Genomic DNA, 23,219 nt, shown 5'->3' on the forward strand with positions numbered 1-23,219 from the left:
TACCTGAGCAGTTCCCTCCAAGCGAAAGACTTTTAGCGGTGACAGACAGTCAGAAATCCGACGAAACATCAGCTGCCGACGCAAGCGAATCCACGGTTCCCGTAACCGTCGATGCCATCAGCGACGCCGCCGACACCACCCCAGCCGAGATTGCCTCAGTCGAGGAAGCTCCAGTTGAGGAAGCTCCTGCTGCAACCGCCTCAGTTGACGCGGCTCCGGCAGAGGAAGCTCCTGCTGAGGCCGCCTCAGTTCAGGAAGCTCCAGCAGACGAGACTCCCGCTGAGCCCGCACCTGCGGTCGATGCTGCTCCGGCGGCCGACGCTTCTCCTGCAGCTGCGGTACCAACACCAAGTCCCACGCCGCGTCCTGCTCCCCGGCCTGCGCCTTCGCCGGCGGCGTTTGCAGCCCGGCCCAAGACGGCTCCGTCAGCCGTTGCGCCTGCCCCCGCACCCGCTCCCCCAGCGACGTCGCTGGCGGAGGCTGCGCGGTGGGGCCGGGTGGAAGGCGACGGACAGGTTTTCCTGACCGTCGACGGCGTCGAGCATCCGGTCGGGCAGTTTCCCGGTGCGACCGACGACGCAGCACTGGCCTACTTCGCCAAGAAGTACGACGACATCGTGGCGCAGATCGTTCTCCTGGAACAGCGCGTCAGTTCCAAGGCTCCTACCGCGGACATGCAGAAAACCGTGTCACACCTGCGCGAGCTCTTGGCAGAGCGCAACATGGTGGGCGACATCAGATCAGCCGAGAAGCGTCTTGACGCCCTGTCCGAGCAGATTGCTGCCTTGGAAAAGTCCGAGAAAGCAGAGCATGACGCCGTCCGCGCTGCAGAGTTGGCCGCACGGGAGGCCATCGTTGCCGAGGCCGAGGAAATCGCAGGACACGATCCTTCCCAGATCCAGTGGAAGACGTCCAGTGCCCGGATGAACGAGCTGTTCGAAAGCTGGAAGGCCGCGCAGAAGAGTGGTGTCCGGCTTGGCCGCAGCAACGAGGACGCGCTCTGGAAGAGGTTCCGTGCAGCACGTACGGTCTTTGATCGTCACCGGCGCGCCTACTTCTCCCAGTTGGACAGCAACAATTCCGCTGCCAAGTCGGTCAAGGAAAAACTCATTGCAGAGGCTGAGGCTCTGTCCTCTTCCACCGATTGGGGCTTCGCTGCTGGGGAATACCGCCGACTGATGGATGAGTGGAAAGCTTCCCCGCGGGCCAGCCGTAAAGATGATGACGCTCTGTGGGCACGCTTCCGCGCCGCCCAGGATGTCTTCTTCTCCTCACGTCAGGCTGCAAACGACGAGATCGACCAGGAATACAGCGCCAACCTCGCCGTGAAGGAAAGCCTCCTGGTCGAAGCCAACGCCTTGCTCCCCATCACGGACCTGGCAGCTGCCAAGAAGGCGCTCCAGTCGATCCGTGACCGTTGGGAAGAAGCCGGCAAGGTTCCCCGTGGCGACATGGGCCGGATCGAGGCCGGGCTCCGCAAGGTGGAGGACGCCGTCCGCCACGCCGAGGACGAGAACTGGAAACGATCCAACCCGGAGACAAAGGCACGCACCAACAGTGCCCTGTCACAGCTGGAGTCCGCCATCGCCTCCCTTAAAGAGGACCTCGCGAAAGCCGAGAAGGCCGGTGACCAGCGCAAGATCAAACAGGCCAAGGAAGCCCTTGAGGCGCGTCAGGCCTGGCTGGACCAGCTTGAGCGTTCCGCGAACGAACTCGCCTAACGTTCTCAAACATCGGAGCGCCCCGTTCAGATTGAACTGCCTTTAAGGGACCAGTTCAGATTCTGGACGGGGCTCTTGTCTTCCGCCCGGCTCGGGTCTCCCCCCGGCTCCGCCCCCCAAATCTTCAATGATGACCAAGGCCCCAGGTACGCGCCAGGTGTAGTGCGACCGGCAAAAGGTCGGCATGGCCGGCAACCAGTTCGTCCTGGCGGGACGTTCTTGTCCATGAAAATTCCGCAATGATGTCCGCTTCCCCGCCCCGGCGTTCTACGTGGGTCCACGGCCTTGGCGGGAAATCATCGGCGGTCGCTACTCCCAAGAACCAGCTGCGCAGGTGAATCTCCGGCTTGTACTGGCGCATGTCGTAAACGCTGTCCGCGAAATGGAAAAGGGGCAGCCCGCGGCCTCGACCTGTCTCTTCCTGAAGCTCTCTAACGGCCGCCTGAGGAGGGGTTTCTCCCGGTTCAATCGTCCCGGCCGGTACCTGCCTGCCCGCTTCGGAATGACGGGGCTGGATGAACGTGATGTAGTGATCAAGCTGCTGATTGAAAACATACATCGCAACTTTGCCCTTGGTGGGCAGCTCAGCCGTAGCGGGCATACTGAATCGAGTCATTGAGACAGGATATGCCTCCGTGGAAGTCTCCTCAGAGCCTCAATCCGGGTTTTCCACATAACCGCTGCCGGGACTGTCCCGTTCAAGCAGGGCACGGGAAGATTGCTCAATGGCCACCACCTCCCGTTTTTCGCCCCTGGCAGGCTCCTTGGGGAGTGCAGCTACGCCGCCTTCCGTGGATGCTGCCGCAACCGTATCCGCGGAGCTGCTTTTTCCCGGCCGGCTGTTCTCCTGGCCTGAGCTGCAGGCCATGGCGTCCGACGGCGTGCTGACGCAGCTTTTCCAGCGCGGTTACCTTGTGCCCGGGACACCTGAAACACCGCAGTTGAGGGCAAGGGCTGCGGCGTTCGCAGTGCCCCAGGCAATCAGGCAACGGGTGGTGGCGGGCCGCATGACTGCTGCCTGGATCTATGGGTGCGCTCCCGAACCGGATCGCCTGGCACTGCTTGTGGATGCAAAACGTCGCGTGTCCAGCCTTCGATCCACTCGGGGATGCACCTTGCACGAAGTCCGGTTGGGCCCGTGCGATGTGGTCAGTCTTGGCGGATTACTGGTCTCCACTCCCCTGCGCACAGCGCTGGATATAGCACTGCACGTGGAACCGGTCCGGGCAATCCCGGCCCTCCAGGAACTGCTGGATCGTCCCGAACTGAACGTACGGCTGCGCCTGCTGGTCCTGGCCATTGAGGCAACACCAAGAGTTCCTCACAAAAAGGCGGCCTTGGAGAAGCTCAGCCAGCTCACCGGTAGCTCAGGGCAAGGCAGGGCCGGGCTAGTTGCGGCGCCTGTTGCCCGTGGTCCTGTAGACGTCGAAGACGCCGTCGATTCGCCGCACGGCACTCAGCACGTGGCTGAGGTACTTGGGGTCACCCATTTCGAAGGCGAACTTGGAAATGGCCACCCGGTCAGTTGAAGTATGCACGCTGGCCGCCAGGATGTTGACGTGATTCTCAGACAGGACCCGGGTAACGTCCGAAAGCAGCGACTTCCGGTCCAGGGCTTCCACCTGGATCTCCACGAGGAAGACGCTGGACTGGGTCGGAGCCCAGTCCACTTCCACGATGCGGTCCGGCTGGTCCTTCAAATCCGAGACGTTGGTGCAGTCGGTCCGGTGCACCGATACACCGGAACCGCGGGTCACAAAACCGAGGATCGGATCCGGTGGAACAGGCGTACAGCAGCGCGCCAGCTTCACCCAGACATCCCCCACGCCGCGGACAATGACACCGGAATCGGAGAACCGGGCCTTCGTGACCTGAGTGGGGATGCTGACTTCGGCGAGGTCATCGTCGGGGCTTTCTTTCCCGCCCAGGCTCTCAACAAGCTTTTCCATCACGGACTGGGCCGACGTATGCCCATCCCCCACCCCGGCGTAAAGCCCGGAAATGTCAGCGTACTTCAAGTCCTCGGCGACGGCTGCCAAGGCGTCATGGGTCATGAGCCGCTGCAGGGGAAGGTTTTGCTTCCGCATCGCCTTGGTAAGAAGGTCCTTTCCACGGTCGATGGCTTCTTCCCGGCGTTCCTTGCTGAACCATTGACGGATCTTGTTCCGTGCCCGCGCACTCTTGACGAAATGCTGCCAGTCCTGGCTGGGACCTGCCCCCTCAGCCTTGGAGGTGAAGATCTCCACCCAGTCGCCGTGATTAAGTTCACTGTTGAGCGGCACCAGCTTGCCGTTGACCCTGGCGCCGATGGTGCGATGGCCCACTTCTGTGTGCACTGCGTAGGCGAAGTCCACGGGGGTTGAGCCGGCCGGCAGCGCCATGACCTCACCTTTGGGAGTGAAAACGAACACTTCCCGGGCGTTGATCTCAAACCGCAGGGAATCGAGGAACTCGCCCGGATCGGATGTTTCCTGTTGCCAGTCGACCAGGGAACGGAGCCAGCCCATGTCGCCGTCGCGCGGGCTTCCAGGCCCTGCTGCCGTCCTGTTCGGCTGGTCCTTGTACTTCCAGTGAGCCGCGACGCCGTATTCTGCCCGGCGGTGCATCTCGTGGGTACGGATCTGGATTTCGACAGGCTTCCCGCCGGGACCGATCACTGTGGTGTGCAAAGACTGGTACATGTTGAACTTCGGCATGGCTATGTAGTCTTTGAACCGGCCGGGCAGGGGGTTCCACCGGGAGTGCAACGTGCCGAGTGCCGCATAACAGTCGCGGACCGAGTCCACAAGGACCCGGACGCCCATGAGGTCGTTGATGTCGTCGAAGTCTTTGTCGCGGACAATCATCTTCTGATAAATCGAGTAGTAATGCTTGGGCCGGCCTGTAATAGTGGCCTTGATCTTCGCCGTCCGCAGATCCTCAGTGATCTGGTTTCGGATGACGCTCAGGCTCTTTTCACGTTCCGGGGTCCTGTCCCCCACCATGCGGACGATTTCCTCGTACACCTTGGGGTAGAGGGCAGCGAAGGAAAGGTCCTCGAGTTCCCACTTGATGGTGTTCATGCCGAGGCGATGCGCAAGCGGTGCGAAGATTTCCAGGGTTTCCCGGGCTTTCCGTGCCGAGGATTCGGCCGAAACGAACCGCCAGGTGCGGGCGTTGTGCAGGCGGTCGGCCAGCTTGATCATCAGGACCCTGATGTCCTTGGCCATGGCCACAACCATCTTGCGGACTGTCTCGGACTGGGCGGCCTCGCCGAAGCTGACCTTGTCCAGTTTGGTGACGCCGTCTACCAGCATCGCCACTTCCGGCCCGAAATCCGCCTTGAGATCAGCCAAGGTGTAGGGCGTGTCTTCTACAGTGTCGTGGAGCAGCGCTGCGGCGAGGGTAGCACCGCTGAGGCCAAGCTCGGCCAGGATGGTTGCCACGGCCACGGGATGGGTGATGTACGGATCCCCGCTTTTGCGTTTTTGGCCGCGGTGACTGCGCTCGGCCACGATGAACGCCCGCTGGATGAGGTCAAAATCTTCTTTGGGATTGTTCACCCGCACGGTTCGCAGCAGCGGTTCGAGGATGGGCGAATACGTGATGGCGCCCCTTCCCGTCAGCCGGGCGAGACGGGAACGCGTACGCTCCCGTCGTCCCGGGAACGTCTGGCGCAGGCCGGGATTATCGACGGGGACGCCCGGTCCGGGGCGCACTGAAGCCACCACGCCAGCCTGTGGAGCCTGGCCCGGATCGGCATTTCCGTCTGCCATTGCCGCCGACGTCGAACGTTCTTCCAATGAAGCACCCCTCACGACCTGTTTAATTATTCCAGTCTATTCCCGCAGCAGGACACTTCGATAACCGGGTGCAAACGCCAATGGGCCAGGCAGCGTCATAGTGACGCAGCCCGGCCCATCCAAAAAACAACAATCAGGCGGAAGCTGTTTCCGAGGAAGCGGAAGCAGCAGCCCTGGCGGCAGCATCGTGGCGGCGGTGTTCCACCCTCTTGGCCTGGCTGACGAGCTGTGGCTCCCTCTCCCGCAGCCATGCGTACAGCGGCGCGGCTATGAAGATGGTTGCCGCAGTGCCGATCAGGATCCCGACAAACAATGCCAGGGAAAGGTCGCGCAGGGTTCCGGCCCCAAGCAAGCCCGCACCGATGAAGAGGATGGCGCCCACAGGGAGGATCGCCACCATCATGGTGTTGATGGACCTCACCAGCGTCTGGTTGACGGCAAGATTGACCTCCTCAGCGAAGGTCCGGCGGGTGGAGGCATCAAGGTCGGCAGTGTTCTCGCGGATCTTGTCGAATACCACCACGGTGTCATACAGCGAGTAGCTGAGGACCGTGAGGAACCCGATGATTGCCGAAGGGGTCACTTCGAAGTCACTGAGGGAGTAGACGCCCGCCGTGATGAACATCGTCACCAACATGCCTGCGATGGCCGACAATGACATCTTCCAGGTGCGGAAGTACAACGCCATCAGGACAGACGCGAAGGCGACAAACACCAGCAGGCCCACCAATGCCTGGCGCGTGACGTCAGCGCCCCAGGTGGGACCGACGAACGTGGAGGTAACTTCGTTGTCCGTAACGCCGTAGGCGGTGGTCAACCCCTCCTTGATGGCCAGCGTCTCTTCATCGGTCAGTTTGTCTGTCTGGATGCGCATGGTGGTACCGGCAACGTTCGCTACACGGGGAACGCTACCCTCGACGACGTCCTGGACCGCCTTGGTTCCCAGCGTGGTGTCGGTGTTCTGCACGTTGGATACCGTGAACTCGGACCCCCCGCGGAATTCGATACCCAGATTGAAGCCGCCCTTGACCGCCGGAAGCAGGATGGACAGGGCAACCGCAACAGCAGCTATGAGGAACCAAATCTTCTTGGAACCGACAAAGTCGTACGAGCGTTTGCCCGTGTAGAGCTCATTGCCGAAATTTGCGAAAGTATTGGACATTTACTTGCCCTCCTTGGCCGAGCTCTTGGAGGAACCGGCGAGCTGCTCCTGCTTTTCCGCGTGGCGGCGTTCTGCAATGGTCATTCTGCGCTCTGCTTCCGCAGCAGCGCCGGCGTTCTTGGCACGAACAGCTGCAGGCCTGTCCTCGGGGCTCCGTACCCGTCCGGCACCGCGATACAGGGGAACAGCGCCCAGCCGCTCCGGGTCAAGACCCGAGAATCTGTGGCCCTCGCCAAAGAACTTGGTCCGCGCGAGGAGCCGCAGGGTGGGGTGCGTGAACATGAAGACCACGATGAGGTCAGCAATGGCGGTCAGGCCGAGCGTGAAGGCGAACCCACGTACGTTGCCGACTGCCACGAAGTAGAGCACCAGAGCCGCCAGCAGGTTCACTGCCTTGGACGCAAGCACTGTCCGCTTGGCACGCTTCCATCCGTTTTCCACGGCCGAGACAAGTCCCCGGCCTTCACGAAGCTCATCACGGATTCGTTCAAAGTAGACAATAAAGGAGTCGGCTGTCTGACCGATGGCCACGATGATACCGGCGACGCCTGCAAGGGACAGGCGGTAGTTTTCTGTCCAGCCCAGGATGGCTATGGCCAGGTAAGTGAGTGCACCCGCCACTACCAACGAAGCGATGGTCACGAGGCCCAGAGCCCGGTATTGGAAGAGGGAGTAGACCACCACCAGGAGCAGCCCGATGACACCTGCCAAGAGGCCCATCCGTAGCTGCTCACCGCCAAGGGTCGCGGAAATCTGCTGCTCACTCTGGATTTCAAAGCTGATCGGCAGTGCACCGAAACGCAGCTGGTCCGAGAGTGCTTTTGCCGTCTGTTCAGTGAAGCCACCGGTGATCTGCGGGCGACCATCAGTAATAACGGCCAGGGACCGCGGAGCGGAGATCACCTGGTCATCCAGCACAATGGCGAACTGGGACTTGGGATCTGAACCGGCTTCGCCGCCAGCGGCCGTATAGAACTGGAAGAGGCGCTCGGTAACTTCCTTGAATTTTGCAGTGCCTTCGGCGTCGAACTGGATGTTGACAGCCCACTCGTTGGTAACGGCACCCTGGGCACCCTGCTGGAGCTGGAAGGAGGAGGACTCAATGTTGGAGCCCTTCACTTCGACCGGTCCGAGGATGTACTTGATGGCAGGCTGGGCTGCGGTGGCGGGCTCACACGTGACGAGGGGCTTCGCAGGATCGGAACGCTCCTGCTTGTCCTGTGCCGGGTTGTCGCAGTCAAGCGCCTCGAACTGCTTGTAGATCTCCGGGGTTACCCAGTTGATGTCACTGCCGTTGGTGGGCTCGGCAGTGGGCTTGGGCAGCTGGTCCTCCGGGGTCTGCTGTTCGGCAGGAACCGGAGCACCCGGACCCGCCTGCAGCACTGGACGGAAGTTCATGTCTGCGGAAGCCTGGATCAGTGCGCGGGTCTGGGAGGACGGCGTGCCAGGAAGGCTGACCACAACGTTCCGGCCCGACTGCGTGCTGATTTCCGCTTCCGCGACACCGGAGCCGTCCACGCGTTGGCGAATGATGGCTACAGCCTGGTTCAGCTGCTCTTCATTGATGTCCGAACCGCCCTCAACCTTGGGCGCCAGGATCATCTGGGTGCCGCCCTCGAGGTCCAGTGCAAGTTTTGGAGCCCAGCTCGCTTGGCCGGCCATGGTGCCGCCAGCCAGGACAGCCGTGAGGACTGCCAGGATAACGCCAAGCCAGACCAGCACCCGGAGTGCTGAGTTTTTGGGGCCAGTTCGTGCCATTGTGGATCTTTCTATTAATTACGGAGGAGCCGCCGGCAGGTGCTTTGCAGCACACTTACCGGCGGCGGCCCGCAGCCGTAGGATCGTTACTTTGCGGGAGCTGACGGAACGTCGGACTAAATGTCCTTCTTGCCCTCGTCATTGAGGCGCTTCCCGGCCTCGTCAGGAGTCTCCACAACCGGGTTGGGAGCGGCATCAGTTTCCTGGGCGGTGAGGGAGGAAGCGTCATCGGGAACAGCTGTGGGCTCTTCATCCGTAACGGGAGGCTCAACGATTTTGGTCACGGCCTGGCGGTGCACTGTTGCCAGGTGGCCCGGAGACAGCTCCAGGACAACCTTGTTTTCGGCATCGTCGATCGAGACAATACGGCCGAAGAGACCGAAGCTCGTCATGACCTCAACCCCCGGTTCGAACTGCGACTGCAGCTTGGCCTGCTGCTGCTGCGTCTTCTTGTTGCGGCGGAACATCATGAAGATGAAGAGACCGAGCATCGCGAACAGCAGGATGGTCATGAAGTCGATGCCGCCGCCGGCCTGCGGCTGGGCCTGGGCAGAGATATTTCCGAACACAGGAAAATTCCGTTCTGTACTTGCGTCACTGTTTTTCAGCAACGTCCGCTTCACTTCCATCTGCCCGGCAGGAGACCATGCCGGCGGGCGACTCATTGGAGCCGGCGCACAGAAATAAAGACCCGAACGTGCCGAGCGTCATACCAGTCTAAAGGGAAACACGCGGCAGCGGTGCTATTGACCGTTCCGAATCCACTCGTCAGTTGGATCCTGGCCAACCTGGGCGCCGTCGAAGAGATCCAGGGGCTCCTGGCCGAAGGCCCCGGGAGGGATGGCAAACCCCAAGTGCGTCCACGCCGGTCCCATGGCGATTCGGCCCCGGGGTGTACGCCCGAGCAGCCCTTCACGCACAAGAAAGGGTTCGGCGACCGTTTCCACAGTCTCGGGTTCCTCCCCCACGGCGATAGCCAGAGTTGAGAGACCCACCGGTCCTCCGCCGAATTTGGTGATCAGTGCTTCCAGGACGGCGCGGTCCAGCCTGTCCAGGCCTCGCGTATCCACTTCATACATGTCCAGTGCGGCCGAGGCTGCACGCGCGTCGATCTGGTCAATGCCGTGCACGAGCGCCCAGTCACGGACACGGCGCAGGAGCCTGTTGGCTATTCGCGGCGTGCCCCGTGAACGGCCCGCGATTTCGCTGAAGCCCGCCGAATTTACTTTCAGATCCAGGAGCCCGGCTGAACGGCGAAGTACAAGTTCCAGCTCCTCCACGGAGTAGAACTCAAGGTGGCCAGTGAAGCCGAAGCGGTCCCTAAGGGGGCCGGGAAGGAGGCCTGCGCGAGTCGTGGCGCCCACCAGCGTGAACGGCGGCAGCTCCAGTGGAATAGCTGTGGCACCGGCTCCCTTGCCCACCACGATGTCAACCCGGAAGTCTTCCATGGCCATGTAGAGCATTTCCTCAGCAGGCCTGGACATGCGGTGGATTTCGTCCAGGAACAGTACTTCCCCCTCCGAGAGCGAGGACAATATTGCTGCGAGGTCACCGGCGTGTTGGATGGCCGGACCGCTGCTGATCCGCAACGGAGCGTTCATTTCAGACGCGACGATCATGGCGAGGGTGGTCTTGCCGAGTCCGGGCGGCCCGGAAAAGAGTACGTGGTCGGCGCTGCGTCCTCGCATCCGCGACGCTTCAAGGACCAGCGACAGTTGCTTGCGGACACGGTGCTGCCCCACGAAATCGTGAAGGTTCCTCGGGCGGAGGGCGGCTTCAATGACCCGCTCTTCCGGCTCTTCGCCCCCGGTGACCAGGGAGGGCTCAGCCACGGCTGCCTACTCTGTTGCCAGCGCGGGCGCCGTCCTGGCCCAACCAGCGCAGCGTGGTTCGCAGAATTTCCGCCACGTTGCCCTTTTCCGCGATTTCCGGTGAATCGGCCAGGGCCTTTTCGATGCTGGCGGTGGCGTCTTTTTCGGACCATCCCAGGCTGGTCATGGCTGCGACCACCTGGCCCTTCCAGGCGGTGACCGTAACGGCAGCAGGCGCAGCTCCAATGGGCGTCCCGTGCGGGACGAGTTTTCCGGCCAGCTCCAGCACGATCCTGCCAGCAACCTTCGGACCGATGCCCGGCACCTTGGTGAAAGCCTTGCCGTCGCCTGAGTGCGCGGCCACGCGGACGGCCTCGGGGTCGTGGACAGCCAGGACCGCCAACGCCAGCCTGGGACCAACACCGCTGACGCTCAGTAAAACGTCGAAGACTTCGCGTTCATCATCGCTGGAGAAACCGAAGAGGGTCAGGGAGTCCTCACGGACGATGAGCGATGTGAACAGCTTTCCTTCTTCGCCCTGGCGCAGCCTGTTGAGTGTCTGGGGTGTCGCGTTGACGCTCATGCCGGCGCCATTGAGGTCGATGACGGCACTGGACAGTCCGACGTGAGCTACTGTTCCGCGGAGAAAACTGATCAAGGCCGGGCTCCTGAAATACCACCGGCTTAACCGGTTATCCGAACATACTTACGAATACCCTAATACCCGAACGACTAACATCCATTCACCGTGCACGGCGCGCCTTGGCCTCCGCTTCAGCCCATGCACGTTGTGCCGGGGTGAGTGACAGGCTTCCCGGACCCGTCGTGGCCACTGCAGCCCCGCTGCCCGCCCGCCAAGCGTGGGTTATGGCCAAGGCCAGCGCATCTGCGGCATCGGCAGGACGGGGCGGAGCGTCAAGCCGCAGGATCTTGGTGACCAGTTTGGTGACGGCCTCCTTATTCGAGGTGCCACTGCCTGTCACGGCTGCCTTAACCTCCGACGGCGTGTGGAGGGCTACCGGGATTCCCCGCCGGGCCGCGGCGGCGATCACCACTCCGGACGCCTGTGCCACACCCATGACGGTACTGACGTTCAGTTGCGAAAAAACACGCTCCACCGCCAGGACATCGGGTTCGTAACGGTCCAGCCAGTCATCGATCGACGTGGCGATCAGCAGCAGCCGCTGGTCCAGCGTCTCACTCGGCGAGGTACCCACAACACCCACAGCCACCATGGTTGCACGGCGGTTTTTTTCAACATCCACGACGCCGATACCGCATCGCGTGAGCCCCGGATCAACCCCCAGTACGCGGAGCAAGGCCCTAGATCACTCGGCTTCCAGGGCGGCCTGCACTTCGTCACTGAGGTCAGCGTTGCTGTAGACGTTCTGAACGTCGTCGAGCTCTTCAAGCGCGTCCACGAGCTTCATGAACTTCTTGGCGGCGTCGAGATCCAGCGGAACCTGCATGGACGGCACGAACTCCGCTTCGTCGGTGTCGTACTCGATTCCGGCCTCGGTGAGGGCATCGCGGATGGCCTGCAGATCAGTGGGCTCGGAGTGGACCTCGAAGGTGTCCCCGTTGTCCTTGACTTCCTCGGCGCCGGCATCCAGCACGGCCATCAGGACATCGTCCTCGCTGAGGCCGTTCTTGGGCAGCGATACAACGCCCTTCCGGGAAAAGAGGTAACTGACCGAACCGGGATCGGCAATGGTGCCGCCGTTGCGGGAAATGGCAAGCCGTACTTCGGAGGCGGCACGGTTCTTGTTGTCCGTCAGGCACTCGATCAGCAGGGCCGAGCCTTGGGGGCCACGGGCCTCGTACATGATCTCTGTGTAGTCAACCGTTTCACCGGTGAGGCCGGCGCCGCGCTTGATGGCCCGGTCAATGTTGTCAGCCGGGACGGAGGTCTTCTTTGCTTTTGTAACGGCGAGTTCCAGGCTCGGGTTTCCGGCAAGATCCGGCCCGCCCATACGAGCTGCGACTTCGATGTTCTTGATCAGCTTGGCAAACGACTTGGCCCGCCGGCTGTCGAGGATGGCCTTCTTGTGCTTGGTCGTCGCCCATTTGGAGTGGCCTGACATGCTTTACGCTTCTCCTCTGATCATTCGAATAAACAGTTCGTGCACACGCTTCTCCCCCGTCACTTCCGGGTGGAATGAGGTGGCCAGCAGGTGACCTGAACGCACTGCAACAATTCTAGCCTTCCCGTGCAGGGCCTCCGAGTGGGCGGCGTTGGCCGGTTCCACCTGCGCCAGCACCTCCACGGCCGGGCCTACCCGCTCAACCCACGGACCACGGATGAACACTGCATGCACGGGAGCAACGCCGGTACCTGTGGCACTGAACTCGAGTCCCTTGAACTCAAGGTCGGTCTCAAACGATTCGCGCTGGCGCCCAAAGGCGTTGCGGCGGACCGTCATGTCCAGCCCGCCAAAGGTCTGCTGGGGATTCCCGGACAAGTCCTTTGCTGCATCGGCAATTTCGTCGGCCAGCAGGATCATGCCGGCGCAGGAACCGTACACGGGGAGCCCGCTGGCAATCTTTTCCCGCAGCGGCTCAGTCAGCTCGAAAATCCTGGCAAGTTTGTCAATCGTGGTGGACTCGCCGCCTGGAATGATGAGGCCGTCCAGATCGTCGAGTTCCTTCGGCCGCCGGACTGCCACGCCCTTGGCGCCGGCGTCTTCGGCGGCGTGAAGGTGCTCCCGGAAGTCACCTTGCAGCGCCAGGACGCCGATGCGAAGGCCTGCGCCTGCTCTTGATGATTCCTCTGCTGACCATGAAGAGGACAGCGATGAACCCCGCGCGGAATCCAGCGAAAATTCCTGGGAAGTGGGATTGGTCATTCATCCAGCATAATCTCCCGCAAGCGGCTCCTGACGCAGCAGGGACAAGGCCCGGCAAGAGTGCATGCCTGTGCTGGGATATATTCGGAGCATGTTTTTCTTCAGCGTCCCCCTTGGAAAGCTCGTGCGCCGGGTCACCCGGCTAAGGGGAGGCGGCTCGGCTTTTCCCGGCCTGGTGGTCGAAAAAATTGACCCCGGTTTTATGGCGCGGACGTTGACCACGCTCCCCCACGGCGTGGCCGTCGTCAGCGGCACAAACGGCAAAACCACCACAACCAAAATGGTGGTGGAACTGCTGGAAAGCCAGGGGCTGACGGTCTTCACGAACCGCACCGGCAGCAACTTCACCCGTGGCGTTGCGGCCGCCCTACTGGGAGAAGTGGACTGGCGCGGACGACTTAATGCCGATATCGCTGTGCTGGAGCTTGACGAAGCCCATGCGGTTCATTTTGTGAACAGGGTTCCACCGCGTTACAGCCTGCTCCTGAACGTGCTGCGCGACCAGCTGGACCGGTTCGGAGAGATCGACAAGACAGCTGAGCTGCTGCAACACGTTGCGTCCAAGACCACTGGCACGGTGGTGCTCAACCGTGAGGACCCGAGGGTGGCCAGGATTGCTTCTGCACTGGCCCAGCCGGGGTCCGGCGGACCCGAGGTCCGCTATTTCGGTCTTGATGACTCACTCTTGAGCACCTTTCCCAATGACGATGACATGCGTGCCGGTCCCGGCAGCCCGGTGCCGGTTGTACCGGAAAGGCCGCATGCCGACGTCGTGCTTCGCCGCACGGGTGTGGATGACGCCGATTTTGAGTACGACGGCGCGATCGTCACCACGCATATGAAGCTTCGCGGCGTGTACAACATCTTCAACGCTGCCGCTGCCCTCACGCTGGCCCGTTGCATCGTAGGGCAGGGGTCCGGTCCTACGAACCATGAGTCGCTGCTGTCGGCGCTTTCCAACGTGGCCCCTGCTTTTGGTCGGGGCGAGAGCCTGATTGTGGACGGGCTCCCCCTTGACCTGGTCCTGGTCAAGAATCCCAGCGGCTTCCGGCTGGGTCTCAAGTCGTTCCCCGCAGGGGGGTACGCCACCATGATTGCCATCAACGACAATTACGCTGACGGCCGCGACATGTCATGGCTCTGGGACGTCGAATTCGATTCCCTTCGTAACAGCGGCGTCGAGCAATTGAGCGGCTCCCGTGCCTACGACATGGCGCTCCGGCTTCAGTACGACGAGGTCCCTGTCGGTGAGGTCAACACCGACATCACTTCCGCTCTGGCAGCCTTTATCCGGGACGCCAAGGACCAGCCGAAACGGATATTCTGCACATATACAGCGATGCTGGCCATCCGCCGGGAGCTGTCCAAGATCACGACCGTGGAGGTGGTCTCTTGACGCAGGAGGCTTTGGAGAACAAAGGCATCATTCGTGTCGTGCAGCTGTATCCGCGGGACATGAACATCTATGGCGACTGGGGCAACGCCCTTGTCCTGAAACGGCGCCTGGCCTGGCACGGCTACACTCCGGAACTGCTCGAATACAACGTGGGCGACGACTTCCCGGACGATGCGGACCTCATCGTTGGCGGCGGCGGGCAGGACAGCGGGCAACTGGTTATTCAGGCCGATCTCCTGAGCCGGGGGTCAAGGCTGCAGGAACTTGCCGAGGATGGCACGCCGATGTTGCTGATCTGCGGCATGTACCAGCTCTTTGGCCGCTTCTTCAAGACGCGCACGGGTGCAGTCATTCCCGGCATCGGCGTCCTGGACGTGGAAACACACGGCACAGACGAACGGCTTATCGGAAACGTGAAGGTCGAATCCGAGGAGTTCGGGGAAATCCTTGGCTACGAGAATCACAGCGGCCAAACCACCCTGGGTCCCGGCGTCCGCGCTCTGGGGACCACGGCCAAGGGCACCGGAAACAACAGCAGCGATGGGCAGGAAGGGGCCCGCTACAGGAACATTGTGGCCAGCTACCTTCATGGTTCACTCCTGCCCAAGAATCCGGCCATCGCCGATTTCCTGATCCGCACCGCCGTCGAACGTAAATACGGAAGCTTCACAACCGGTGCACCGGATGACCGTTTCGCAGTCCTTGCGAGGGAACACGCAGGGCGCAGGCCCCGCTAGCTCACCACCTCGCGCTCAGGGCTCCTTGCTGATGAGGAGTTCGTGAGCGCCCGCTGCTGCCGCTCCCATTGACTCCACGACCGTCTTGGTCCGCTGGTGTGTTGCGGCGTCCTCGGCCGGTGTTGCACATGGTCCTTGCGGCGCGTCCGAAGCAATCGAGCACCACCTGTAAGGGTCACTGACAATAACCGAAGGGGCCCAGGCAAGATCTGCCGCAGTCCATTTTCCGGCAGCGTCCTGGCTGAACTGCGCCCGGACCAACAACCCCTCGTTGTTGACTTGGTACCAGGGCGACAACTCCGTAACGCCGTTGCCCAGACCGTAGACAATCCACGTTCCTTTGTACTGCTCGATCGGCAGGACGGAGTGGGTGTGATGCCCGTAGATCATAGTGAATTCGCCGCTGTCCACCAGTGCATGGGCGGTCTCCTGCTGCTGGGCGTTCGCCTCGCTGGCGTATTCATCGCCTGCGTGCATGACTCCCAGCACGATGTCTGCACCCATGGTTTTGGCCTTCTTGGCCTTGGCGATCATGGTGGCTGCGTCGAGCATGTCCACCTGCCATTCCTGCTCCGGAATCTGGCCGTTGAGCCCATAGGTGCCGATGATGACGGCAATGTTCGCCGCCGGAGTAGGGAGGATGAGAATTCCCTGCGCCTCGGCCTCCGTCCGGTACGAGCCGGTGTGCTTCAGCCCGGCAGCGTCAAGGGCATCCAGAGTGCGGACCAGGCCCTCGGTTCCGCGGTCAATGGTGTGGTTGCTGGCCGTGGTGCACGCCTGATAGCCCACCGCTTTGGACGCGGAGATGATCTGCGGGGGAACGTTGAACGACGGGTAGGCCGAGAAGGGGCCATCAGGACCGGCTACCGGCGTCTCCTGATGGCAGATTGCGAGGTCGCTCCGCTGGATATACGGCCGCTGACCTTCCAGGAGCGGAACGAAGTCCAGCCCTGGCTTTCCGGCTGCGGCTGCGTCCTGCTGGGCTTGTTGCCACAATTGCGTGTGCACAAGCATGTCGCCTGTGACCAGAACAGAAGCGCAGCGCAGCGTGGGGCATTCCGGGCCTTTGCCGGGGGTCGGCGTCGGAGTGGGTGTTGGGGAAGGTGACAGGGTCGCCGGGGCCGCCGCTGCCGACGTCGTTGCCTCACGGTCCTGGTCGGCGATCACTCCGCAGGCTGCCGTCGAAACCATGAGCGCCGCTGCGGCTGAGACCGCGGCGAGCCCATGGGAAAGTTTCCTGGAATTGCTTGACATGTTCGACATCCTACGGCGAACGCCGCCGATGCTGGTCAACCATGCCGCCGCGTGAAATTGTTGCTTCATGACGAACCCCCTTCTGACACCCAGCCCTCTGCCCTTCGGCCTGCCGCCCTTTGCCGATATCGCGGAAACCCACTACGGGGAAGCGATCCGGGCCGGTCTGGCGGAGCAGCTTGAAGAAATAGGGGAAATCGCCGCGAACCCAGAGCCGCCAACGTTCGAGAACACGGTTCTGGCGATGGAGCGCAGCGGTGCCCTCCTTCAACGCGCGGCGGCCTCCTTCTTCACGCTGGTTTCGGCACACGCATCAGATGCCATCCGCTCCCTGGAGACAGAAGTGTCACCCCTGTTCGCGGCGCACCAGGACGCAATCTACATGAACAGAGCACTGTTCGAACGCTTCGATGCGTTGAAGACAGAAGGACTCGACGACGAATCGGCGCGGCTGGTCCAGGAGTACCTCAAAGAATTCCGGGAGTCAGGGATCCAGCTGGACGACGCCGGGCAGGAAAGGCTCAGAGAAGTCAATGCGGAGCTCTCCCGCCTTGGCACCGAGTACGGCCAACGCGTGAAGGAAGGTATGAAGCAGTCCGCCTTGCTGCTGGAGGACGAAGGTGAACTGGCAGGGCTTCCCGCCGATGACATTGCCAATGCAGCGGAAGCCGCGCGCCTGGCCGGACATGAGGGCAAGTTTCTCCTCACCTTGATCCTGCCGAGCAATCAGCCGGCAATGTCAGCCTTGGAAAACCGGGCCGTGCGCCGCCGGCTGTACGAGGCATCTGTCAGCCGCGGGAGCAGCGGCGGCAGCCTTGATGTCCTGGACCTCGTCAAGGACCTGGTGCGGCTGCGATCTGAAAAGGCTGCCCTGCTGGGCTTCGGAAACTATGCAGAACTGACTGTGGACCGTCAGACAGCCCCGGACTTCGAAGCCGTGCAGTCCATGATGAGAAGGCTGGCTCCGGCTGCTGTGCGGAACGCTGACGAGGAGGCTGCTGCGCTGGCGGAGATCGCAGGCCACCGGTTGGAAGCATGGGATTGGGCGTACTATTCGGCGCAAGTGAAGAAGGACCGGTATTCGGTTGATGACCAGCAACTGCGGCCCTACTTTGAACTGGACCGGGTGCTGACAGACGGCGTGTTTTTTGCAGCCACCACCCTTTACGGCGTCACATTCCACGAACGAAACGATCTCCCGGGCTATCACGAGGATGTCAGGGTGTGGGAGGTCCGGAACGAAGACGGCTCTGAGCTTGGCCTGTTCCTGGGCGACTACTACAGCCGTGAATCCAAGCGGGGCGGCGCGTGGATGAACTCGCTGGTTGAACAATCGGCCCTGCTTGGGAGCAAGCCTGTGGTCATCAACAACCTCAATATCTCCAAGCCTCCCGCTGGCGAGCCGACCCTCCTCACCCTCGACGAGCTGCGTACCGCTTTTCACGAGTTCGGCCACGCGCTCCACGGCCTGTTCTCCAATGTCACCTTTCCCCGGTTCTCAGGCACGTCAGTGCCGCGGGACTTCGTTGAATACCCCTCGCAGGTCAACGAAATGTGGATCATGTGGCCCGAAGTCCTGGCCAACTACGCCCGGCACCACGAGACGGGCGAGCCCCTTCCCCAGGATTTAGTTGACCGGCTTAAAGACGCCGAGCTTTGGGGGGAGGGTTTCGGCACCACGGAGTACCTGAGCGCCGCCCTGCTTGATCTCGCCTGGCATGTACTCGACGCCTCTGAGGTTCCTGCCGATCCCTTGGAATTCGAGGCGAAAGCACTGGCTTCTGCCGGCGTCGCCCACACGCTGATCCCGCCGCGTTACAGGACCGGCTATTTCCAGCACATCTTTGCCGGAGATGGCTACTCGGCCGGCTACTACTCATACATCTGGAGCGAAGTGCTCGACGCCGACACCGTCGGGTGGTTCAAGGAGAACGGTGGATTCAACCGGCAGAACGGTGAGTTCTTCCGCACTGAGCTGCTGGCCCGGGGAAACAGCCGGGATCCCCTTGAATCGTTCCGCGCATTCCGCGGCAGGGACGCCCAACTGGAACCCCTCCTCAAGCGCCGCGGCCTCGAGTAACGGTCCCAGTCCTAACTCGTCCATATAAACGACGGCGGCGAGTCACCTACTGCAGGTGACTCGCCGCCGTCGCGGTTTGTTGCTAGACGCTGGTCATGGTCCGGCAGTTTGCGTAAAAGGGGCCCTGCGTCCCCGCTCGCCGCGAAGCGGCTTCAGCGGGACGTGGGGAATAGCAAGCAGAGGATCAGGACCAGCCGTAACGCAGAGGACTACCAGCCGCGTTCGGCGAGGCGGTGCGGCTGCGGGATCTCGTCCACGTTGATGCCGACCATTGCCTCGCCCAGGCCGCGGGAGGCCTTGGCGATGACGTCCGGGTCATCGAAGAAGGTGGTGGCCTTCACGACGGCGGCGGCGCGCTGGGCCGGGTTCCCGGACTTGAAGATACCCGAGCCGACGAACACGCCGTCGGCGCCAAGCTGCATCATCATGGCCGCGTCAGCGGGGGTGGCGATGCCACCGGCGGTGAACAGGACCACAGGAAGCTTGCCCGAAAGCGCTACTTCCTTGACCAGTTCATACGGTGCCTGCAGTTCCTTGGCGGCCACATACAGCTCATCCTCGGGCAGTGAGGAGAGCCGGCGGAGCTCGGCACGGATCTGGCGCATGTGGGTGGTGGCGTTGGAGACGTCTCCGGTGCCGGCCTCGCCCTTGGACCGGATCATCGCCGCGCCCTCGTTGATGCGCCGCAGCGCCTCACCGAGGTTGGTGGCACCACAGACGAAGGGAACAGTGAATTCCCACTTGTCGATGTGGTTGGTGTAGTCGGCCGGGGTCAGGACTTCGGACTCGTCAATGTAGTCCACTCCGAGGGACTGCAGGACCTGCGCCTCAACAAAGTGGCCGATCCGGGCCTTGGCCATGACCGGCACGGAGACAGCTTCGATGATCTTGTCGATCATGTCAGGATCGGACATGCGGGACACGCCGCCCTGGGCACGGATATCGGCCGGAACACGTTCCAGCGCCATTACTGCAACGGCACCGGCGTCTTCGGCGATGCGGGCCTGCTCGACGTTAACGACGTCCATAATGACGCCGCCCTTGAGCATCTCAGCCATACCGCGCTTGACGCGCTTGCTGCCCGTGACGCCGTTCGCCGACGAGCCGGCTTCGCTGCTTACATCAGGTGTAGACACAAAAACCCCTATGGGTAGATAGATGTTACTTTGATCCGGATTCCCGATCGGTGCTGACGGCACGCAAAACCAGCATCGCCACACCGGATTACCGGATCCATTGATTCAGGTATTCCTAATACTAGTCCCCCGTGGCTGAGGGGCTTAATTCCTATGACGGACAGCGGCAGACCGCTGGTCCAGTGCGGGTTAGGTGCAGGTTCAGGCGGGGTTGGGATGCTTTAGGCGGGCTGCTCGAACGCGGTGCCCGCCTCGTCCAGGGACTGCCGCCGGACGGTGACAATGCGCTGCACAATAGTCACAAAACTTGCGGCGGCGAGCACAGCCAGGGTCACCAGCAACACAGCCTGCGGCAGACCGAGCCCGGTAAATCCGGTCACAACCAGCACAGACACCAGCCGCTCCGCACGTTCGGCAATGCCGACATTGGCGTTGAAACCCAAGGACTCAGCTTTGGCCCGCACATAGGAAACCACCATTCCCAGCACAAGGCAGATCAGGGCGCCAATGCCGATTGCCGTGTTGGCTCCGCCCATAAAGAACCAGATGGCAAGTCCGGCGAACAGCGCGCCGTCGGCTATCCGGTCCAGCGTGGAGTCAAGGAAGTTTCCCCACCGGCCGCCCTTGTCCGCAATCCGGGCCATGATGCCGTCAACCACATCGGAGAAGATGAAGGCTGTGATGAAGATCGTCCCCCACCACAGCTGGCCAATGGGATAGAAAACGAGGGCTCCCACCACCGCGCCTGCTGTGCCGAAGATGGTGACCGCGTCCGGCGATACTCCATGCTTCAGCAGCCAACGTGCCAGCGGGGTGAAAAGCCTGGTGAAGAAACCACGGGCGTGTCTGTTAAGCACCTTGGTCCTCCGGCCATGCCTCGGCAACCTGTTGGCGCACCTCGTCCAGCGTCTGCGTGACGGCTTTGGTCTGGGCGATGATCGGGAAGAAATTTCCGTCCCCGCCCCAGCGCGGCACTACATGCTGATGCAGGTGACCCGCGATGCCGGCACCTCCCACCACGCCCTGGTTCATCCCAAGATTGAATCCTCCGGGGTTGGCCACTTTCCGCAGAACCCGCATGGCCGTTTGGGTCAGGGCGGAGAACTCGGCGGTTTCCTCTTCAGTGAGGTCTGTGTAGTCAGGGACATGCCTGTATGGGCAAATCAGCAGGTGTCCGGGATTGTAGGGGAACAAGTTCAGTACCACGTAGTTGCGCTTCCCCCGATACACGATCAAGGATTCCTCGTCGCTGCGCCCTGGTGCGACGCAGAACGGGCAATCATCCTGGTTTTTGAACTGGTGCTGCCCACCCTTGATGTAGGCCATACGGTGCGGAGTCCACAGGCGCTGGAACGCGTCCGGAACTCCGACCAGGCCGAAGTCGTCAGTCACCCCGGCGTCGCCGGAATAGTCCGCGTCCGCGCCTGTGTTCTCCTGCACGCTCTACCCTTCCGGTTTCCGCTACCTGGTCCGGTCGCGGACGGCGTCGACAATGCGGCGGACAGCCTCAGCAACCGGCACCCCGTTATCCTGACTGCCATCCCTGAACCGGAAGGATACTGCTCCGGCTTCAGCGTCTTCGCCGCCGGCGATCAGGACGAACGGGATCTTGTCCTTGCTTGCTGTGCGGATTTTCTTGGGAAACCGGTCTGATGAAATGTCCACCTCGGCACGGATGCCGGCCGCCTTAAGCTGATCCACGACGTCGAACATGTAGTCGTTGAACGCTTCCGCCACCGGGATGCCAACAACCTGCACGGGCGCCAGCCATGCCGGGAACGCTCCGGCGTAGTGCTCGGTCAAAACACCCATGAACCGCTCAACCGAGCCGAACAGGGCACGGTGGATCATCACGGGGCGCTGGCGTGTGCCATCAGCGGCCTGGAACTCGAGCTCGAAGCGTTCGGGCAGGTTGAAGTCCAGCTGGATGGTGGACATCTGCCAGGTCCGGCCGAGGGCGTCTTTGGCCTGTACCGAGATCTTGGGACCGTAGAACGCGGCTCCGCCCGGATCCGGAATGAGGTCCAGCCCCGAGGCCTCGGCGACTTCGGCGAGGGTCCGGGTGGCTTCTTCCCAGGCGGCGTCCTCACCGACGAACTTGTCTTCGTTCTTGGTGGACAGCTCCAGGTAGAAATCATCCAGGCCGTAGTCCTTGAGGAGACCCAGCACGAAGTTCAGCGTGGTGGTGAGCTCGTCTTTCATCTGCTCGCGGGTGCAATAGATGTGGGCGTCGTCCTGTGTCATACCCCGCACACGGGTCAGGCCGTGCACCACACCCGACTTTTCATACCGGTAGACAGACCCGAATTCGAAGAGCCTCAGTGGCAGCTCGCGGTAGGACCGCCCGCGGGAACGGAAGATGAGGTTGTGCATGGGGCAGTTCATCGGCTTCAGGTAATAGTCCTGGCCTGGTTTGCGGACCGTGCCGTCCTCGTTGAGTTCCGCGTCAACGTGCATTGCCGGGAACATGCCGTCCCTGTACCAGTCCAGGTGGCCTGAGACTTCGTAGAGGTGCCCTTTGGTGATGTGCGGGGTGTAGACGAATTCGTAGCCCGCATCCACGTGGCGCTGGCGGGAGTAGTCCTCCATGGCCTTGCGGATGATGCCGCCCTTGGGGTGGAACACCGGCAGGCCTGAACCCAGCTCGTCGGGGAAGGAGAACAGATCCAGTTCGGCGCCCAGCTTTCGGTGGTCGCGGCGCTCCGCCTCGGCGATGCGCTCCTGGTAGGCCTTAAGGGCATCTTTGGTGGGCCAGGCTGTGCCGTAGATCCGCTGCAACTGCTGGTTATTCTGGTTGCCCAGCCAGTAGGCGGCCGATGACCGGGTCAGGGCGAAGGCATTGGAGATCAGCTTGGTGTTTGGCAGGTGGGGCCCGCGGCAAAGGTCGCACCAGACGCTGTCGCCGCTCTTGCGGTCAACGTTGTCGTAGATGGTGATGTCGCCAGCACCGACCTCGACATTAACCCCCTCGCCGGCGTCGGCGGCGTTGTTCTTCTTGCCCAGCAGTTCGAGCTTGTAGGGCTCATCCTTCATGGCTTCACGGGCCTCGTCCTCGCTGACGACGCGCCGGACGAACTTCTGGTTCTGGTTGACGATCTTAAGCATCATCTTTTCAAGCTGACGCAAGTCTTCGGGCGTGAAGGGCTCCTCAACGTCGAAGTCGAAGTAAAAACCGTCCGTGATGTACGGGCCGATTCCGAGCTTGGCGTCAGGGCGAAGCTGCTGTACGGCCTGGGCCATGACGTGGGCTGTCGAATGCCGGAGGACGTTCAGTCCGTCAGGGGAATCGATGGTGACGCCTTCAATAACCGCACCTTCCGGCAGCGGCTGGTCCAGGTCCTTGAGTTCGCCGTCCACGCGGGCTACAACGACGTCGCGGCGCTCAAAAAAGAGTTCCGCGCCGGTGGTCCCGGTAGTCACCTTGGTCTCTTCGCCATCGACGATGAGGGTGATCTGCTGGGCATCTGACACGGGTGTCTCCTATTCAATGTTGAGGCTTCGTAGCTTGTGGCGTACGGGGACCACAGCCAGCCTCG

At 62.0% G+C, this 23,219-nt stretch carries 19 protein-coding genes; 4 read left to right on the plus strand and 15 right to left on the minus strand.

Annotated features, from left to right (window positions below; translation table 11 throughout):
* The first annotated feature begins 38 nt into the window (after window positions 1-38).
* Window positions 39-1,721, plus strand: a complete 1,683-nt coding sequence (locus tag M1D88_RS11750) for a DUF349 domain-containing protein (protein ID WP_458111045.1) — start codon at window positions 39-41, stop codon at window positions 1,719-1,721.
* 124 nt (window positions 1,722-1,845) lie between these two features.
* On the opposite strand, the gene M1D88_RS11755 is transcribed toward M1D88_RS11750, so the two are convergent.
* From M1D88_RS11755 to pdxT, 10 genes are all read right to left on the minus strand, one after another.
* Complete coding sequence (locus M1D88_RS11755) at window positions 1,846-2,337, minus strand: NUDIX domain-containing protein (RefSeq protein WP_458111046.1); 492 nt, start codon at window positions 2,335-2,337, stop codon at window positions 1,846-1,848.
* A 772-nt stretch (window positions 2,338-3,109) separates the two neighbouring features.
* Window positions 3,110-5,503 (minus strand): RelA/SpoT family protein, encoded by a 2,394-nt coding sequence (locus tag M1D88_RS11760; RefSeq protein ID WP_375164755.1) that lies wholly within the window; start codon window positions 5,501-5,503, stop codon window positions 3,110-3,112.
* A 133-nt stretch (window positions 5,504-5,636) separates the two neighbouring features.
* Entirely contained in the window at window positions 5,637-6,665 is a 1,029-nt protein-coding gene (gene secF / locus M1D88_RS11765) for a protein translocase subunit SecF (RefSeq protein ID WP_309107142.1), read from the minus strand.
* Window positions 6,666-8,423, minus strand: a complete 1,758-nt coding sequence (gene secD, locus M1D88_RS11770; protein WP_458111047.1) for a protein translocase subunit SecD — start codon at window positions 8,421-8,423, stop codon at window positions 6,666-6,668.
* A gap of 116 nt (window positions 8,424-8,539) precedes the next feature.
* Window positions 8,540-8,935, minus strand: a complete 396-nt coding sequence (gene yajC / locus M1D88_RS11775; RefSeq protein ID WP_458114508.1) for a preprotein translocase subunit YajC — start codon at window positions 8,933-8,935, stop codon at window positions 8,540-8,542.
* A gap of 231 nt (window positions 8,936-9,166) precedes the next feature.
* Window positions 9,167-10,255 (minus strand): Holliday junction branch migration DNA helicase RuvB, encoded by a 1,089-nt coding sequence (gene ruvB / locus M1D88_RS11780; protein ID WP_458111048.1) that lies wholly within the window; start codon window positions 10,253-10,255, stop codon window positions 9,167-9,169.
* Window positions 10,248-10,892 carry a Holliday junction branch migration protein RuvA gene (gene ruvA / locus M1D88_RS11785; protein WP_458111049.1) on the minus strand — a complete coding sequence of 215 codons (645 nt, stop codon included), beginning with the start codon at window positions 10,890-10,892 and terminating at the stop codon, window positions 10,248-10,250. The genes ruvB and ruvA overlap by 8 nt, the downstream gene beginning before the upstream one ends.
* Window positions 10,893-10,977: 85 nt before the next feature.
* Entirely contained in the window at window positions 10,978-11,553 is a 576-nt protein-coding gene (gene ruvC / locus M1D88_RS11790; protein ID WP_247040160.1) for a crossover junction endodeoxyribonuclease RuvC, read from the minus strand.
* A gap of 9 nt (window positions 11,554-11,562) precedes the next feature.
* Window positions 11,563-12,318, minus strand: coding sequence for a YebC/PmpR family DNA-binding transcriptional regulator (locus M1D88_RS11795; RefSeq protein WP_458111050.1), 756 nt, complete (start codon window positions 12,316-12,318; stop codon window positions 11,563-11,565).
* 3 nt (window positions 12,319-12,321) lie between these two features.
* A complete protein-coding gene (gene pdxT / locus M1D88_RS11800; protein WP_458111051.1) occupies window positions 12,322-13,080 on the minus strand; it encodes a pyridoxal 5'-phosphate synthase glutaminase subunit PdxT in 759 nt (252 codons plus the stop codon).
* A 91-nt stretch (window positions 13,081-13,171) separates the two neighbouring features.
* Here pdxT and M1D88_RS11805 point away from each other — a divergent pair, with 91 nt between their 5' ends.
* A complete protein-coding gene (locus tag M1D88_RS11805) occupies window positions 13,172-14,476 on the plus strand; it encodes a MurT ligase domain-containing protein (RefSeq protein WP_458111052.1) in 1,305 nt (434 codons plus the stop codon).
* A 59-nt stretch (window positions 14,477-14,535) separates the two neighbouring features.
* Window positions 14,536-15,213: a type 1 glutamine amidotransferase gene (locus M1D88_RS11810; RefSeq protein WP_458114509.1), complete on the plus strand. Its 678-nt coding sequence runs from the start codon at window positions 14,536-14,538 to the stop codon at window positions 15,211-15,213.
* Between the two features lie 15 nt (window positions 15,214-15,228).
* Here M1D88_RS11810 and M1D88_RS11815 read toward each other — a convergent pair whose 3' ends face one another.
* A complete protein-coding gene (locus M1D88_RS11815; RefSeq protein WP_458111053.1) occupies window positions 15,229-16,467 on the minus strand; it encodes a CapA family protein in 1,239 nt (412 codons plus the stop codon).
* A gap of 67 nt (window positions 16,468-16,534) precedes the next feature.
* Between M1D88_RS11815 and M1D88_RS11820 the strand changes: the two genes are divergently transcribed.
* Window positions 16,535-18,547 (plus strand): M3 family metallopeptidase, encoded by a 2,013-nt coding sequence (locus M1D88_RS11820; RefSeq protein WP_458111054.1) that lies wholly within the window; start codon window positions 16,535-16,537, stop codon window positions 18,545-18,547.
* Between the two features lie 209 nt (window positions 18,548-18,756).
* Here M1D88_RS11820 and pdxS read toward each other — a convergent pair whose 3' ends face one another.
* The 4 genes from pdxS to thrS all read right to left on the minus strand — a co-directional run bounded on the left by pdxS (window position 18,757) and on the right by thrS (window position 23,154).
* Entirely contained in the window at window positions 18,757-19,683 is a 927-nt protein-coding gene (pdxS, locus tag M1D88_RS11825) for a pyridoxal 5'-phosphate synthase lyase subunit PdxS (protein WP_308198279.1), read from the minus strand.
* Window positions 19,684-19,904: 221 nt separating this feature from the next.
* On the minus strand, window positions 19,905-20,540 hold the full coding sequence (gene pgsA / locus M1D88_RS11830) for a phosphatidylinositol phosphate synthase (RefSeq protein ID WP_458111055.1): 636 nt from the start codon (window positions 20,538-20,540) through the stop codon (window positions 19,905-19,907).
* Window positions 20,533-21,123: an HIT family protein gene (locus M1D88_RS11835; RefSeq protein WP_458111056.1), complete on the minus strand. Its 591-nt coding sequence runs from the start codon at window positions 21,121-21,123 to the stop codon at window positions 20,533-20,535. The genes pgsA and M1D88_RS11835 overlap by 8 nt, the downstream gene beginning before the upstream one ends.
* Window positions 21,124-21,144: 21 nt before the next feature.
* Window positions 21,145-23,154, minus strand: coding sequence for a threonine--tRNA ligase (gene thrS, locus M1D88_RS11840; protein WP_458111057.1), 2,010 nt, complete (start codon window positions 23,152-23,154; stop codon window positions 21,145-21,147).
* Between the last annotated feature and the right edge of the window lie 65 nt (window positions 23,155-23,219).

Source organism: Arthrobacter sp. R1-13 (genome assembly GCF_054161475.1).

Excerpts from the sequence above, each read along its gene's own strand:
- secF (WP_309107142.1), bottom strand. The coding sequence starts at position 6,665 with ATGTCCAATACTTTCGCAAATTTCGGCAATGAGCTCTACACGGGCAAA.
- M1D88_RS11815 (WP_458111053.1), bottom strand. The coding sequence starts at position 16,467 with ATGTCAAGCAATTCCAGGAAACTTTCCCATGGGCTCGCCGCGGTCTCA.
- M1D88_RS11795 (WP_458111050.1), bottom strand. The coding sequence starts at position 12,318 with ATGTCAGGCCACTCCAAATGGGCGACGACCAAGCACAAGAAGGCCATC.
- M1D88_RS11805 (WP_458111052.1), top strand. The coding sequence starts at position 13,172 with ATGTTTTTCTTCAGCGTCCCCCTTGGAAAGCTCGTGCGCCGGGTCACC.
- M1D88_RS11755 (WP_458111046.1), bottom strand. The coding sequence starts at position 2,337 with ATGACTCGATTCAGTATGCCCGCTACGGCTGAGCTGCCCACCAAGGGC.
- M1D88_RS11820 (WP_458111054.1), top strand. The coding sequence starts at position 16,535 with ATGACGAACCCCCTTCTGACACCCAGCCCTCTGCCCTTCGGCCTGCCG.
- M1D88_RS11810 (WP_458114509.1), top strand. The coding sequence starts at position 14,536 with ATGAACATCTATGGCGACTGGGGCAACGCCCTTGTCCTGAAACGGCGC.
- secD (WP_458111047.1), bottom strand. The coding sequence starts at position 8,423 with ATGGCACGAACTGGCCCCAAAAACTCAGCACTCCGGGTGCTGGTCTGG.
- yajC (WP_458114508.1), bottom strand. The coding sequence starts at position 8,935 with ATGACCATCCTGCTGTTCGCGATGCTCGGTCTCTTCATCTTCATGATG.
- pdxT (WP_458111051.1), bottom strand. The coding sequence starts at position 13,080 with ATGACCAATCCCACTTCCCAGGAATTTTCGCTGGATTCCGCGCGGGGT.